General features: G+C 69.1%; 16 protein-coding genes and 1 tRNA gene. 9 read left to right on the forward strand and 8 right to left on the reverse strand.

Annotated features, from left to right (window positions below):
- Positions 1–51 precede the first annotated feature (51 nt).
- The 3 genes from EXE41_RS13465 to EXE41_RS13475 all read left to right on the forward strand — a co-directional run bounded on the left by EXE41_RS13465 (position 52) and on the right by EXE41_RS13475 (position 2,499).
- Positions 52–417: a helix-turn-helix domain-containing protein gene (locus EXE41_RS13465; RefSeq protein ID WP_086216388.1), complete on the forward strand. Its 366-nt coding sequence runs from the start codon at positions 52–54 to the stop codon at positions 415–417.
- A 149-nt stretch (positions 418–566) separates the two neighbouring features.
- Positions 567–1,349 carry a CBS domain-containing protein gene (locus EXE41_RS13470; RefSeq protein ID WP_049932802.1) on the forward strand — a complete coding sequence of 261 codons (783 nt, stop codon included), beginning with the start codon at positions 567–569 and terminating at the stop codon, positions 1,347–1,349.
- A gap of 97 nt (positions 1,350–1,446) precedes the next feature.
- Positions 1,447–2,499 (forward strand): ABC transporter ATP-binding protein, encoded by a 1,053-nt coding sequence (locus EXE41_RS13475; protein ID WP_137691283.1) that lies wholly within the window; start codon positions 1,447–1,449, stop codon positions 2,497–2,499.
- 88 nt (positions 2,500–2,587) lie between these two features.
- On the opposite strand, the gene EXE41_RS13480 is transcribed toward EXE41_RS13475, so the two are convergent.
- From EXE41_RS13480 to EXE41_RS13490, 3 genes are read right to left on the reverse strand one after another with little or no spacing between them, the layout of a single operon-like run.
- Positions 2,588–3,472, reverse strand: coding sequence for an ABC transporter permease (locus tag EXE41_RS13480; protein WP_049932804.1), 885 nt, complete (start codon positions 3,470–3,472; stop codon positions 2,588–2,590).
- A gap of 1 nt (position 3,473) precedes the next feature.
- Positions 3,474–4,403 carry an ABC transporter permease gene (locus EXE41_RS13485; RefSeq protein WP_137691284.1) on the reverse strand — a complete coding sequence of 310 codons (930 nt, stop codon included), beginning with the start codon at positions 4,401–4,403 and terminating at the stop codon, positions 3,474–3,476.
- Positions 4,404–5,612 (reverse strand): PotD/PotF family extracellular solute-binding protein, encoded by a 1,209-nt coding sequence (locus EXE41_RS13490; RefSeq protein WP_137691285.1) that lies wholly within the window; start codon positions 5,610–5,612, stop codon positions 4,404–4,406.
- 188 nt (positions 5,613–5,800) lie between these two features.
- Here EXE41_RS13490 and EXE41_RS13495 point away from each other — a divergent pair, with 188 nt between their 5' ends.
- The 3 genes from EXE41_RS13495 to EXE41_RS13505 all read left to right on the forward strand — a co-directional run bounded on the left by EXE41_RS13495 (position 5,801) and on the right by EXE41_RS13505 (position 7,682).
- Positions 5,801–6,025, forward strand: a complete 225-nt coding sequence (locus EXE41_RS13495; RefSeq protein WP_089307845.1) for a glycine zipper domain-containing protein — start codon at positions 5,801–5,803, stop codon at positions 6,023–6,025.
- A gap of 87 nt (positions 6,026–6,112) precedes the next feature.
- Positions 6,113–7,051 carry an NOP5/NOP56 family protein gene (locus EXE41_RS13500; RefSeq protein ID WP_137691286.1) on the forward strand — a complete coding sequence of 313 codons (939 nt, stop codon included), beginning with the start codon at positions 6,113–6,115 and terminating at the stop codon, positions 7,049–7,051.
- Positions 7,044–7,682 (forward strand): fibrillarin-like rRNA/tRNA 2'-O-methyltransferase, encoded by a 639-nt coding sequence (locus EXE41_RS13505; RefSeq protein WP_049932809.1) that lies wholly within the window; start codon positions 7,044–7,046, stop codon positions 7,680–7,682. Before EXE41_RS13500 ends, EXE41_RS13505 begins: the two co-directional genes overlap by 8 nt.
- Here the strand turns inward: EXE41_RS13505 and EXE41_RS13510 are convergent, their stop codons facing one another.
- From EXE41_RS13510 to EXE41_RS13520, 3 genes are all read right to left on the reverse strand, one after another.
- Positions 7,683–7,877, reverse strand: a complete 195-nt coding sequence (locus tag EXE41_RS13510; RefSeq protein WP_086217005.1) for a helix-turn-helix transcriptional regulator — start codon at positions 7,875–7,877, stop codon at positions 7,683–7,685.
- Positions 7,874–8,290, reverse strand: a complete 417-nt coding sequence (locus EXE41_RS13515; RefSeq protein WP_137691287.1) for a DUF2178 domain-containing protein — start codon at positions 8,288–8,290, stop codon at positions 7,874–7,876. The genes EXE41_RS13510 and EXE41_RS13515 overlap by 4 nt, the downstream gene beginning before the upstream one ends.
- Before the next feature lie 140 nt (positions 8,291–8,430).
- Complete coding sequence (locus EXE41_RS13520; RefSeq protein ID WP_049932812.1) at positions 8,431–8,739, reverse strand: cyclin; 309 nt, start codon at positions 8,737–8,739, stop codon at positions 8,431–8,433.
- A gap of 159 nt (positions 8,740–8,898) precedes the next feature.
- On the opposite strand from EXE41_RS13520, the gene nth reads away from it, so the two are divergent.
- The 3 genes from nth to EXE41_RS13535 all read left to right on the forward strand — a co-directional run bounded on the left by nth (position 8,899) and on the right by EXE41_RS13535 (position 10,638).
- Positions 8,899–9,600 carry an endonuclease III gene (nth, locus tag EXE41_RS13525; RefSeq protein WP_049932813.1) on the forward strand — a complete coding sequence of 234 codons (702 nt, stop codon included), beginning with the start codon at positions 8,899–8,901 and terminating at the stop codon, positions 9,598–9,600.
- Between the two features lie 148 nt (positions 9,601–9,748).
- Positions 9,749–10,468: an SDR family NAD(P)-dependent oxidoreductase gene (locus tag EXE41_RS13530; protein ID WP_137691288.1), complete on the forward strand. Its 720-nt coding sequence runs from the start codon at positions 9,749–9,751 to the stop codon at positions 10,466–10,468.
- Between the two features lie 85 nt (positions 10,469–10,553).
- Positions 10,554–10,638 (forward strand) — tRNA-Leu (locus EXE41_RS13535).
- 173 nt (positions 10,639–10,811) lie between these two features.
- On the opposite strand, the gene EXE41_RS13540 is transcribed toward EXE41_RS13535, so the two are convergent.
- Both EXE41_RS13540 and EXE41_RS13545 read right to left on the reverse strand, forming a co-directional pair.
- Positions 10,812–11,714, reverse strand: coding sequence for a hypothetical protein (locus EXE41_RS13540; RefSeq protein WP_137691289.1), 903 nt, complete (start codon positions 11,712–11,714; stop codon positions 10,812–10,814).
- An 83-nt stretch (positions 11,715–11,797) separates the two neighbouring features.
- The gene (locus EXE41_RS13545) at positions 11,798–12,742 is read right to left on the reverse strand and encodes a DMT family transporter (RefSeq protein ID WP_137691290.1); all 945 of its coding nucleotides are present in this window, start codon (positions 12,740–12,742) and stop codon (positions 11,798–11,800) included.
- Positions 12,743–12,889: the final 147 nt, after the last annotated feature.

Consider the following 12,889-nt stretch of genomic DNA (forward strand, 5'->3'; position numbering starts at 1 on the left):
GAGGCCGGGGCGGAGACCGGCGAAGCGAACCCGCATCGCCGGTCGGTGGCGATGAGTGACGCCGGGTCGAAGCGGGGCGAGTCCGGCTCCGTCCGGCGGCTCCTCGACGCGCTGAGCGAGGAAACGAACCGGACGATCCTGTCGGAGCTCGACGAACCAACCTCGGTCGCCGAGCTCGTCGAGGAGTGCGACATCCCGATGTCGACGGTGTACCGGCGCTTGGACACGCTCGAGGACATGGACCTGGTGACGGAACACGTCGCGGTCGACGCCGAGAGGGGTCGGTATCGGCTGTACGAGCGCAACGTGCGCCGCGTCACGATTACCGTCGACGAGGACGGGCGGCTCGGGACCCGAGTCGAGCGCCCGGCCGGGAACCCCGACGAGACGGTGACGTGGCGGCCGGACGGCGAGTGACGGTCGGGCTGGTAGTGCCGGGCGGGCAGAGAGACGATCGGGCGGGGAGGGACGGCCGAACGGCGAGTGCCGGTCGAGCGAAGAGTGATAGTCGCTCGGGACGCCGTCACCCCCGCCCTCTTTTATTCCGCGAGCGTGTACGGCGGACGATGAGCGGGAAACCGACGGTCGGCGAGTACATGACCCGGGAGGTGGAGACGGTCAGCCCGGACGAGACGGTGGCAACCGTCGCGCGCCGCATGGCCGACAGCGACGGGCACAACGGGTTCCCCGTCACGCAGGGCCGCACCGTCGAGGGGTTCGTCGCGGCGGGGGACCTGCTGCTCGCCGAGGACGACGCACCCGTGTTCACGGTGATGACGGAGGACCTGATCGTCGCGCACCCCGATATGAAGGTGACCGACGCCGCCCGCGTGATCTTGCGCTCGGGGATCCAGCGGCTCCCGGTCGTCGACGACGCGGACAACCTCGTCGGGATCATCTCGAACACGGACGTGGTCCGCTCGCAGATCGAGCGCGCGACGCCCGGCAAGGTCGGGAAGCTGATGCGCACCCTCTCGCAGATCCACGGCGTCGACCTCGACGAGGAGCGCCGCGAGGTGGCGATCGCGGACCTGACGCCGACGCAGGCCCGCGTGTACGCCGACGAGCTTGAGGGCCGGCAGTACGAGCTCGAACACGGGCTCGCGGAGCCGCTCGTCGTCATCGACAACGACGGGACGCTCTACCTCGCCGACGGGCATCACCGGGCCATGGCCGCCCGTGAAGCGGGCATCGAGTCGATGGACGCGTACGTGATCGTGCCGCGAACGCCGGTCGACCTGGGGATGGCGAAGACCGCCGAGAAGGAGGGCCTCCGCGTCGTTGACGACATCGAGATCGTCGACTACGCGCGCCACCCCCTCGTGGAGACGACGAAGCGGCTTCAGTGAGGTGCCGACCCGGATGTCTTCGGGTTCCCCGCTCCGGGGGCGTTCGCGGTCCCGTCCGGCGATAGATTGATATAGCTGCTGTCGGGACGAGTGGCACATGACAACGGGGAACACATTGGTCGAGCTCGACGAGGTGACGAAGCGGTTCGGCGACCTCACCGCGGTCGGCGGCATCGACTTCTCCGTTCGAAAGGGCGAGTTCTTCACGCTCGTCGGCCCGTCGGGCTGCGGGAAGACGACGACGCTCCGGATGATCTGCGGCTTCGAGCACCCGACCGAGGGCGAGGTCCGGATCGACGGTCGGTCGATGGGATCGGTTCCCCCGGAGGCGCGCGACACGAACCTCGTGTTCCAACAGCTCTCGCTTTTCCCGCACATGAGCGTGGGAGAGAACGTGGGCTACGGGCTCGCAAAGGCGGGCGTCGACGCCAGCGAGCGGTCGGAGCGCGTCTCTGAGTACCTCGAGCTCGTCGACCTCGACGGGTTCGAGGACCGCAACCCGACGGAGCTCTCGGGCGGCCAACAGCAGCGCGTCGCGCTCGCCCGGGCGCTGGTCAACGAGCCAGCGGTGCTGCTGCTCGACGAACCGCTCTCCAGCCTCGACCGGAAGCTCCGGAAGCAGATGCAGGTCGAACTCCGCCGGATCCACAAGCAGACGCAGGGCGGCTTCTTCTACGTGACCCACGACCAGGAGGTCGCGATGACGCTCAGCGACCGGATCGCCGTGATGAACGACGGCCACATCGAGCAGATCGGTCCACCGGAGGAGATCTACCGCGAGCCCGCCTCGGAGTTCGTCGCGGACTTCATCGGCGACACGAACCTCATCGACGCGCGGACCGCGGAGCGGGACGGAACGACCGTCGCGGAGATCGGCGGCGAGGGCGGGTTCGGCGTGCCGGCCCCGAACCGGACCGGTGAGGTCACCGTCTCGATCCGCCCGGAGGACTTCACCATCGCGAACGGGGACGGCGCCCTACACGGCACCGTCGTCGAGCGGTACTTCCAGGGCGACCAGACGAACTACCTCGTCGACCCCCACGGGGACGTGGGCGAGCTTCAGGTGGTGATTCAGGGCCGCGAGTCGGCGGTCGACACCGGCGCCGACGTCGGGCTCGACGTGGTCGACGGCGCGCCAACGGTGTTTTGATCTGGCTACTCACACCGTCGATTCCCCGCTTCAGTGTGAACGCAGGTCGACGAGGCGGGGGAGAAACCGGGTCCGCTCGCCCGGGGCCTCACCCCTCCTCTTCGGTGACCGTGCCGGCGACGTAACCGGTCACGTTGCCGACGTTCATCGCGACCGCCAGCGCGATCGCGATCCCGAAGACGATGAGCGCGGAGACGGCGTTGAGCTCCGGCGCGTCGAGCTGTCGGATCCGGCTGAACATCCAGATCGTCAGCACGTCCGTGTTGGGCCCGGTGAGGAACAGCGCGCGGATGTAGTCCTCGAACGACCGGATCCACGCGAACAGGAACCCCGCTCCGACGGCCGGGGCGATCACCGGGAGCGTCACGTCCCGGAACACGGTCAGCGGGTCCGCGCCGAGGTCTCGGGCCGCCTCCTCTAGCGACTCGTCGAAGGTGTACAGCCGGGCGGAGACGATGAGGAGCACGAACGGGAGGCCGTACAGCGAGTGGGCCAGCACCACCGTGGCGAACCCCGGTAGGATACCGAGGAGGTTCTGGAAGTAGATCCGGAGCGCCACGCCGAGGATGATGCCGGGGATCACCATCGGGATGATCCCGAAGGTCCGGTACACCTCTCGGAGGCGGAACCGGTAGCGGGTCAGCGCGAAGCTGGCCAGCACGCCGAGCACCGTCGCGACCGATGCCGCCACCGTCGCGATGGTGAAACTGCCCGCGAGCGAGGCGCGCATTGAGTCGCTACGGAGCGCCAGCCGAAAGTTGTCGAGCGTCAGGCCCTCGAACGGGAAGATCGTCACGGCGTTCTCCGCGAACGCGAGGAAGATGATGATCGCGAGCGGCACCCACAAAAAGAGGAGCAACAGGCCGGAGACGACGTACAGCGAGGTGCCGAGGAGCCGTTCGACCGTCTGGTGCCCGACAAGCCGCTCGGTCGCCCCCGCCGTCTCTGTCGACTCGGACGTCTCGGTCGCCATCTCAGGCACCCCCCAGTTCCTCGATGCTCACGTACCGGAACGCGAGGATCATCGCGCCCACGATCGAGACGAGCACGAACATCGACGCCGCGCTTGCGTACCCGATCGAGTAGGTCCCGGCGACCCGGCTCTCGATGAGCATGCCGATCATCTGGACCTTGCCCTGCCCGAGGAACGTCGGCGTAATGAACGCGCCGACGCTCGGGACGAAGACGAAGAGGCTCCCGCCGATGATCCCCGGAAGCGTGAGCGGGATCACGTGGTCGCGGAGCACCTCGACCCGCGACGCGCCAAGGTCGCGGGCGGCCTCGATGATCGAGAAGTCGAGGCCGTCGAGGCTCGCGTACAGCGTCAGAAGCATGTACGGGAAGTACGCGTGGGTGAGCCCGACGATGATCGCCGGGACACCGTAGTTGAATATCCCGAGCGGGGCGTCGATCAGCCCCCAGCTCATGAGCGTGCTGTTGATCACGCCGCCCGGACCGAACATCAGGACCCACGAGTACGCCCGGACGAGGTACATCGTGAAGAACGGCAGGAGGACGAAGAAGATGACGACTTTGAACAGCCGCCCGCCGCTCCGTGCCAGCAGGTACGCCAGCGGGAACGCGAGCGTGAGACACAAAAGCGTCGTCACGGTGGCGATGACGTACGAGAGCCACAGCGCCGTGACGAACGGGGTGTTCCAGATCGCGCCGCCGCCGTCGAACAGGGAGCGGTAGTTGTTCAGCGTCGGCTCGTAGACGATCTGGTACGTCAACGAGCTGACCTCGAAGAAGCTCACGGCGACCATGAACGCCAGCGGCGCGACGAGCAGGGTGAGTATCCACGCTACGCTGGGACCGACCGTGACGCCGAGCCGACTGCGTGGTCCGCTCAGCAGCCTCACCGCCCTCGCCCGCGCGCTCTCGTCCGGCTCGTCTGCGGCCATCTATGCCGCCTTGACCTCTTCCCACGCGGAGACGTACGCCTCCTCGACGTCCGAGTCGATGTCCTTGAGCGAGTACATCCCCTCGAGGCGCGAGGGGTCGATCCGCCCGTACAGCTCGTTCTGCTCCTCGGTCAGCTCGTCGGCCACGTTGGGGTTCGTGCTGGGCGAGAAGCCGGCCTCCGCGAGCGCCGCGCCGTTCTGGGGCGTGATGAACTCGTTGATGACCTCCCAGGCGGTCTCCTGGTTGTCGGAGGCGGCGGAGACGACCGCGGTCTCGTACCACGCCAGCGCGCCCTCTCTCGGGGCGACGAACTCGACCCAGTCGTCGCCCTCGCTGCGCATCTGGACGGTCTCGTTCCGTCCGCTGTGCCCGACGAGGAAGTTGCCCTGGCGGAACTCCTGGATGAACGTCGGGTCGGGGGCGATGTACCCCTGGAGCCGCGGCTTCTGCTCGATGAGCAGTTCCTGGATCTCCGTGAGCTGCTCTTCGGTAAACGTCATCCGCGCCCCGGACATGGCGTCGTCCATGCCGAGGTACAGCGCCGCGGCCGGGATCGACTTCGCCGCCTCGTCGTACATGATGATCTCGCCGTCGAGGTCGGCGTCGACGTAATCCGGCTCGAACAAGATGTCGTAGCTCGGCTCGTGGTCCGGCACGCTCCGGGAGTCGTAGGAGTAGCCGTACCAGCCGAAGCGGATCGGCACGCCATACGCGTTCCCGCTCTCCGTGAACTGGTCGTCGACGAACGACTGGAACCGGTCGTACATCGAGCCGAAGTTGTTCACCACGTCGTTGTTCACCGGCGCGACGAGGTCGGCGTCCATGAACCGCGGGACGAGGTTGTTGTTCGGAACGGCGATGTCGAACTGCTCGTCCTGGCCCGCGCTCCACTGCGAGAACATCTCCGTCGACGACGTCGAGGGCGTGATGTTCAGCTCCACCCCGTCGAGCGTGGACTCGATGTTCTCCTGCATCTCGGCGTACTCCTCCCACGTGATGATGTTGATCGTGGTCGTGCCGCCGCCGCCCATGCTCCCGCCGTCGCCGCCGTCGCCACCGTCACCGCCGTCGCCGCCGCTACATCCGGCGAGGGCCGCCACGCCGGCGGCGCCCGCGCCGGCGATGTAGGCCCGCCGACTCACGCGCCGGCCGGTCGAGGTCGATCCGTTGCTTGTGCTGTGAGACCTGTTGTCACGATCTGACGTCATGTTCCGATGACATATATCGGTAGTTAATAAGTGTTACGCCGTTAACCCCTCGCTAACCCGCGATTTTGCTGTTTCGAACCGGTCGATCGGAGGTCGAGCCGGGTCCGAACGGAGTCTTCTCTCGGACTCGCCGGGGGCGCGGGAGACTCGTCCGTAGGCTTTTGTAAGTTGATGTAGACGTTCCGCGCATGGGATCACGGATTCGACGCGCACTCTCACGGGCGACGCTCGCCGCGGTCGGCGCGGCCGTCGGCGCCGCGGTCGGCGGACTGATCAGTAGACAGGCGGCGTCCAGCGGCGGTGCGCTCGGCGCGCTCGCGGGCGCGACGCTCGCCGACTTCCGGTCAGACTCGGAGGGTGTCTTCGGCGCGCTCCGCCCCGACGAGGACGACGAGGCCGACGCGGCGGCGTGAGCGAGGCCCTGTGGCGCGGTCCGTAGGGCGAGCGGCCGCGGGTCGCATCGGGAACGTCTATACCGTCGGGGCGAGTAGCCGCCGGCAATGAGCGACACCGACGCCGGACCGGACGCGAGCGCGGCGTCCGACGGCGCGGAGGGCTGGTTCGAAGCGCTACCGTCGGGCGCGACCGAAGATACCGATACCGAGAGCGACGCCGCGGCGAGAGCCGCGGCGCGGGTGCGCGAGGGGACGGCCGCGTCGCCCGCCGACTGGCCCGTACGCGCCGTCGAGTCCGGGTTCGCGGCCGACGCCGACGAGTACTACGACCGGCTCAAGGCCGCGGCGACGCGCGCGACCCGCGAGGCGGTCCGCGAGCGGGAGCGCGCCGACGACGCGCAGCTGATCCACGCGGTCCGGGCCATGGACGACGTCGAGCGCACCGCGAACGAGCTCGCCGAGCGCGCCGTCGAGTGGGCGGGGAGCCTCTTCGACGAGGTCGAGCCGGGGATCGAGGGAGCGCGAGCGGTCGCGGCGCGCGAACCCGAGAGCGAAGTCGAGCGGCGGGCCGTCTCGCTCGCGGCGCGCGCCGCCGAACTCGACGACGAGCGGGCCGAGCTCGCGGAGACGATCGGTCGGACTGCGCCCGCCGTCGCCCCAAACCTCTCCGAGATGGCCGGCCCGGAGCTGGCCGCGCGGCTGATCGCGCTCGCCGGCGGGTTAGAGTCGCTCGCGAAGAAGCCGTCCGGCACGGTCCAGGTCCTCGGCGCCGAGGACGCGCTGTTCGCGCACCTCTCGGGGCGGGCGCCGTCCCCGAAGCACGGGATCATCTACACGCACGAGTACGTCCGCGGCACCCGACCGGCTGACCGCGGCTCGGCCGCGCGGGCACTCGCCGGGAAGCTGACGCTCGCGGCGCGCGCCGACCACTACGCCGGAGAGCGGCGGTCGCAGCTCCACGCCGACCTCCGCGAGCGGATGGCGACGATCCGAGCGCGGGCGGACACCGACGAGCCGGATGCCGCGGAGGCCGGCGATGAGTGAGCCGACCCTCCCTGACGGCGTCGAACGGCGTGAGATAGCCGGCGAGGAGCGGTTGGCGACCCGCGGCGAGCCGGTGTACGGCGAGCCGACCGCCGACGGCTGGCGCGCGTGGGACCCAGAACGGTCGAAGCTCGGGGGGATGCTCGAACTCGGGCTGGAGACCGGCCTGACTGGCGGCGAGACCGTCCTCTACCTCGGCGCCGCGAGCGGCACCACGGTGAGCCACGTCGCCGACTTCGCGGGCCCCACCTACGCGGTCGAGTTCGCGCCGCGCCCGGCGCGGGACCTGCTCGACGCCGCCGCGCCGCGCGACCGACTGTTCCCGCTGCTCAAGGACGCGCGGAAGCCGGAGACGTACGCGCACGTCGTCGAGCGCGACGTCGACGCCGTCGTTCAGGACGTGGCCACGCGCGGGCAGGCCGAGGTGGCCGCCCGCAACGCTCGGTTCCTCGCCGACGACGGGCGGCTGCTGCTCGCGATCAAGGCGCGCAGCGAGGACGTGACTGCGGCGCCGGAGGCGGTGTTCGAGGGGGCGCTCGACCGGCTCCGGGAGGCGTACGAGATCGTCGAGACGCGGCGGCTCGACCGGTTCCACGAGGACCACCTCGGCGTCGTGGCGACGCCGAAGTGATCAGTCATCCGGCTCGAAGACGTCCTCGATCCGGCAGTCGAAGTGATCCGCGAGCGCGAACGCCAGCTCCAGCGACGGGTCGTAGCGCTCGCGTTCGATCGCGTTGATCGTCTGGCGGGTGACCCCGACGGCGGCGGCGAGGTCGGCCTGGCTCTCGTCGGTCTCGGTGCGTTTGTCAGGGATGTCGTTTCTCATGCGCGCCGCTTGTAGTAGAGATGGGACGCGTCGAACACGACGAAGACCCCGAAGAGGATCCAGGTCGCGCCGTAGAACTCGCCCGGGAGCGTGACGAGGCCGCTCTCCTGTAATGCGAGTCCGCCGGGCGTCCCGAGGACGAAGACGTATGCGAAGCCGTTCATCGTTGTCTGGCTGGCCTTGCGGCTGATGGTGCCGTCGCGCTCGTCGTACAGTTCGACGGGGCTGAACCGCTGGACGAGCCCCATGCCGAGGCCGCCGGCCCAATACAGGGCCACGCCGAGGACGAAGCGGTCGACCGCGATACCGATCCACAGGGCGAGGATACCGGCGCCGAGCAGACCGTACGCGATGCGTTTGTAGCGTTTCCGTGAGGAGGGCCGGGTCGTCGCGGAGGTCGTGTGTTCGCTCATGGGTGGAGGTAAAGCGAGCGGGCGCCGATGTAAATCTCGCTTTACAGTAAAGGAGACTTTACGTTAGAAAATAAATCTGTCGCTGGCGATCAGTCCGCAGACATTCCGCGACAGCGACGTCAGGAGTGCTTTTTGAGGGGTCACCACGACGGCGGCGAGAAGCCGGCGTCTTCGAGGATCGGCTTCCACCGCTTTTGAACCGAGAGCCGCGAGACGTCCATCGCGTCGGCGACGGCGGACTGCGAGCGCTCCTCGCCGCGGATCAGACTGGCGGCGTAGAGGCTTGCGGCGGCCGCGACGCGCTTCCCCCGGTCGTCGTCGGGCGCTCGCGAGAGGAAGAGGTCGACCGCGGTCGAGCGCGTCTCCGCGTCCAAATCGAGCGAGTCGCACGCCTCCTCGACCAGTTCGATCCACGCTTCGTTGTCGACTCGGTCGCTCGCCCGGTACACGCCCCGGGGTAGTCGAGCGAGGAACATAAACGGCCGCGGTCACCGCACCGGTACCGGCGCCGCTCCGCGGAGCCGACGGCGATCGCGTGCCCCGGACCGGGGGCGGCCACTCCCGAGCGCGGCCGCCGCCCTGAAGTCGCCCGCACACGTAGCGCGCGTATGTCGACGCAGACGTGGGACGAGATGCGGGTCCGAGCGCTCCACGACGACCTCGTGGCGCTGTACGAGCCGGTCGACCGAGTCGCCGAACACGGCGCGGACCCCACCGCCGAGCCGGGCGAGGGCGTCCGACAGCTGGTGACGACGATCCTCTCGCAGAACGTCGCCGACGAGAACACGCGGCGCGCGTCGGAGGCGCTGTTCGACCGGTACGACGACTTCGCGGCGATCGAGGCCGCCGACCACGAGGAGCTGCGGGAAACGATCCGCGTCGCGGGCCTCCCGGACCAGAAGGCCGCGCGCATCCAGCGCGCGCTGACCGCGATCCGCGAGGAGACCGGCGGGGCGTACTCGCTGGCGTTCCTCGACGCGCTGCCGACCGAGGAGGCGAAGGCGTGGCTCACCGAGATCAAGGGCGTCGGGCCGAAGACCGCCAGCGTCGTGTTGAACTTCCACTTCGGGAAGCCGACGATGGCGGTCGACACCCACGTCGAGCGCGTCTCGAAGCGGTTCGGGCTCGTCCCGGAGTCGGCGTCGAACGAGCGCGCCCACGACGTGTTGGACGAACGCGTTCCCGACGAGCTGATCTACCCGCTCCACGTCCTCCTGATCCGGCACGGCCGGGCACACTGCTCGGCCCGCAACGCCGACTGCGACAACCCCGTCTGCGAGGCGTACTGCGACTGCGAGTTCTGCGAGTGAGGCCGCGGTCCGCCCCGCCGTCGCTTGGCCGCGTCGCGTCGGTAGCCGCGTCGACGCGATAGCTGGCCCCCGCGGCGTCCCGCGGACGCGGGACGCTGCCCGCGGTGCGCGAGACAAGCCATTAGCGGCTCCCGGACGAAGCGTGTGTATGACACGCACGACCGTCGTCGCGGGAGTCGGTCCGGGGCTGGGATCCTCCGTGGCCCGCCGGTTCGCCGCCGACGGCGACGATGTCGCGCTGTTCGCTAGGTCGAGCGACTACCTCTCGTCGACCGCCGACGAGATTCAGGCGGAGACGCCCGGCACTACCCTGCCGGTCGAGACGGACATCGCCGACCCGACGGCGGTCGCATCGGCATTCGAAACCGTTCGAGACGCCTTCTCGCCGGTCGACCGCTTGGTGTTCACCAGCGGGTCCCCGTCCGCCGGCGGCGGGATCGTAGACGTGGATCCGGCCGGGTTCCGCGACGTGATCGACACGCGTCTGCGCGGCGCGTTCCGGTGCCTTCGCGAGGCGGTCGACGACATGGTCGACGGAGGGGGTGGAACCGTCGTCGTGACCAGCTCCGGCCAGTCTCGGCGCCCGTCCGAGGACGTCGCCTACGCGGCGGCGCGCCACGGGACCCGCGGGCTCGTTCGCTCTCTCGCCGCCGACCCGGGGCTCGGAGAGGCCGACGTACAGGCGGTTCACCTGATCGTCGACGGCTGGATCGACAAGCCGTCGCTCCGCGATCGGTATCCGGACCACGACCGTTGGATGGACCCCGACCAGATCGCCGAGCGAATCCACGATATTGCGACGACGCCGGGGACGGTTCACGCGAACGAGATCGACCTGCGACACCCGCGGGACGAGCCGTCGTTCTGACCGGTCGCCGTCGTCCCGCGGCGGTCGCATCCCTCGAACCCGTAACGACAGGTATTTTTGACGTAGCCGGTCTACGAGTTACCGCGCGCGGGTTGCCGAGCCAGGCCAAAGGCGTAGCGCTTAGGACGCTATCCCGTAGGGGTCCGCCGGTTCGAATCCGGTCCCGCGCATTCGTCTCCGAGCACTTCGCGAGGAGACGTATCGCTCCGAAAATTCGAAGCAGGGAACGAAGAGAAGCGGAGTGACTGAGGTTCGAATCCGGTCCCGCGCATTCGTCTCCGAGCACTTCGCGAGGAGAGCAGTCCGACGTAGTTTTACTTGATACCGAGCGAAGCGGCGGCGCTCACCACACGCTTCCCCGATACAAGAACTGGAGGTGGTCGGCCGTCTCGGGCGGGACCCCCATCTCAACGAACATTTCTCGGAAGGCGGCGCGGACGGCGTCTTCCTCGAACGTCCGGGTTGCGCGCGTCTGGGCGTCGACCGCCACGCCGCCGTGGTAGTCGACGTGAACGCGGTAGGTGTAGCCGTCGACCTCGCGCGTCACGGTCGCGCGGGAGAGGACGAACTCGGCGCTGCCGAGCCGCTCGTCGCCAGCGTGATAGACGCGCTCGTGCCAGCCCGACCCGGGCGTGGAGGTCGCATTGACGGTCGTCGCGCGCGCCGTCAGGTCGTCGTAGGCGGTCCGGAAGGCGACCGGCTCGTCGACCTCGACGCTCGGCGTGCTCGCTCCGGGCTCGGTCGGGTCGCCCGTGCTGACCGCCGTTTCGATCTCCTCGACGTACGCCGCGGCGGTCGCCTCGTCCATCTCGAACAGCAGCGCGAGCCGGTCGACGAGCCACTCCTCGGGCGGCAGGTCGTCGACGGTGAGGTCGCCGTCGGCGTCGTCCGGGAACAGCGTCACGACGGTGATCCCCTCCTCGGCGTGGAACGTCGCCCACAGTCGGGTCGCCGACGCGTGGTCGTACGTGACTCTGAACGCCTCGTACCCGGGACCGAGGTCGGCGTCGAGCTCGTCGATCCCGGCCGGGTGGAAGCCGCTCGATCCGACGCGCTCGACCTCGTAGCCGGCCGCGTCGGCCCCGTCCAGCGCGTCCTCGTACGCGAGATCCGACACGGTCACGCCGTCCGAGGTGTACGACGCCACGTCGGCGCCGATCAGCACCCCGGCGAAGATCGCGTACGCGGCGGCGACCGCGACGAGGGTCCCGACGACGGCGACGGCGACCAGTCGCAATTTGTTCATACTACTGATACGTTTCGCGAGGAGATAGCTGTACCGTCGTTTCCGGTGAACTGCGATCGCCGTTTACGACGTTCAGCCGCGGTTCACAGCGGGCCGTCGTCCGCGAACCGAGCCGGGACCACCTGACGGAGGAGCCGGGACGGGGCCGCGGAGAGCCCGCTCACGAGGAGGAACCCGACGAAGATGACGCCGAAGCCGGCGAGCGACCGCACCGAGAGCGTCTCTCCGAGCAGCGCCCAGCCGCCGACCGCGGAGACGACGGGGACGAAGTAGAACAGGAGGTTCGCGCGCGTCGCGTCGGTCTCGTCGATCAGCGCGAAGTACGCGAGGTACGCGATCGCCCCGGAGAAGACGCCGACGTACAGCAGCGCCGCGATCGCGACGGGCGGCACCGACAGCCCGGAGACGGACTCCCCGGCGCCGATGCTTAGCGCGTGCGAGAGGGCGGCCGCCAGAGGGACTCCCCAGACGGTGCGGGCAGTGCTTGACAGCGTCGCGTCGGCCCGGCGGATCAGCACGGCGCCGAGCGCGCTCGTCACGGCGGCCGCGAAGAGCAGCGGGACGCCGAGGCCGCCGGCGAGCAGCGCCGAAGGGTCGGGATCGGCGACGAGGGCGACGCCGAACAGTCCGAGGCCCATCCCGACGAACCCGCGGACCGAGAGGCCGTCCTCGCCGAGCAGGACCGCGGCGAACACCGGCGTCAGGATCGGATTCAGGCTGAAGACGACGGCGGCCACGCCGCTCGTCACGTACTGTTGTCCGACGAACAGCAGGGCGTTCGTCAGCCCGATGACAAGCACGCCCGTCGCGACGATACCGGCGACGTCGCCGACGGTTCGGGGGCGCAGTTCCGCCCGCGAGAGTCGCGTCGCTGCGAACACCGCGAGGACGACTGCGCCGATGTCGAACCGGACGGCGACGAAGAACAGCGGCGGGAGGTGTGCCAACCCGGCCTTCGCCGCGACGAAGGTGCCACCGAAGAGGAGGGCCGAGACGGAGAGCAGGGCGCCGGTGCGTCTGGTGAACACGTTACTGCGACACCCGCGTTAAATTGTCGAACGAACGATCGGATTGGAACGAGCTTCTCGGCACAAACAGATGTAACAGTCGGAGACCTATAACGAAATCCGGAAAATATTCCACGACGGGAAACGCGCAACACGTCGTGCCGATCG

The organism is Halorubrum sp. SD690R, from assembly GCF_005435035.1.
Lineage (GTDB): Archaea > Halobacteriota > Halobacteria > Halobacteriales > Haloferacaceae > Halorubrum > Halorubrum ezzemoulense.

Bases quoted from the DNA above. Each gene is read 5' to 3' on its own strand.
- EXE41_RS13515 (WP_137691287.1), bottom strand. From the start codon at position 8,290: ATGAGCGAACACACGACCTCCGCGACGACCCGGCCCTCCTCACGGAAA.
- EXE41_RS13530 (WP_137691288.1), top strand. From the start codon at position 9,749: ATGACACGCACGACCGTCGTCGCGGGAGTCGGTCCGGGGCTGGGATCC.
- EXE41_RS13480 (WP_049932804.1), bottom strand. From the start codon at position 3,472: ATGGCGACCGAGACGTCCGAGTCGACAGAGACGGCGGGGGCGACCGAG.
- EXE41_RS13540 (WP_137691289.1), bottom strand. From the start codon at position 11,714: ATGAACAAATTGCGACTGGTCGCCGTCGCCGTCGTCGGGACCCTCGTC.
- EXE41_RS13495 (WP_089307845.1), top strand. From the start codon at position 5,801: ATGGGATCACGGATTCGACGCGCACTCTCACGGGCGACGCTCGCCGCG.
- EXE41_RS13470 (WP_049932802.1), top strand. From the start codon at position 567: ATGAGCGGGAAACCGACGGTCGGCGAGTACATGACCCGGGAGGTGGAG.
- EXE41_RS13475 (WP_137691283.1), top strand. From the start codon at position 1,447: ATGACAACGGGGAACACATTGGTCGAGCTCGACGAGGTGACGAAGCGG.
- EXE41_RS13485 (WP_137691284.1), bottom strand. From the start codon at position 4,403: ATGGCCGCAGACGAGCCGGACGAGAGCGCGCGGGCGAGGGCGGTGAGG.
- EXE41_RS13500 (WP_137691286.1), top strand. From the start codon at position 6,113: ATGAGCGACACCGACGCCGGACCGGACGCGAGCGCGGCGTCCGACGGC.
- EXE41_RS13465 (WP_086216388.1), top strand. From the start codon at position 52: ATGAGTGACGCCGGGTCGAAGCGGGGCGAGTCCGGCTCCGTCCGGCGG.
- EXE41_RS13490 (WP_137691285.1), bottom strand. From the start codon at position 5,612: ATGACGTCAGATCGTGACAACAGGTCTCACAGCACAAGCAACGGATCG.
- EXE41_RS13505 (WP_049932809.1), top strand. From the start codon at position 7,044: ATGAGTGAGCCGACCCTCCCTGACGGCGTCGAACGGCGTGAGATAGCC.
- nth (WP_049932813.1), top strand. From the start codon at position 8,899: ATGTCGACGCAGACGTGGGACGAGATGCGGGTCCGAGCGCTCCACGAC.
- EXE41_RS13510 (WP_086217005.1), bottom strand. From the start codon at position 7,877: ATGAGAAACGACATCCCTGACAAACGCACCGAGACCGACGAGAGCCAG.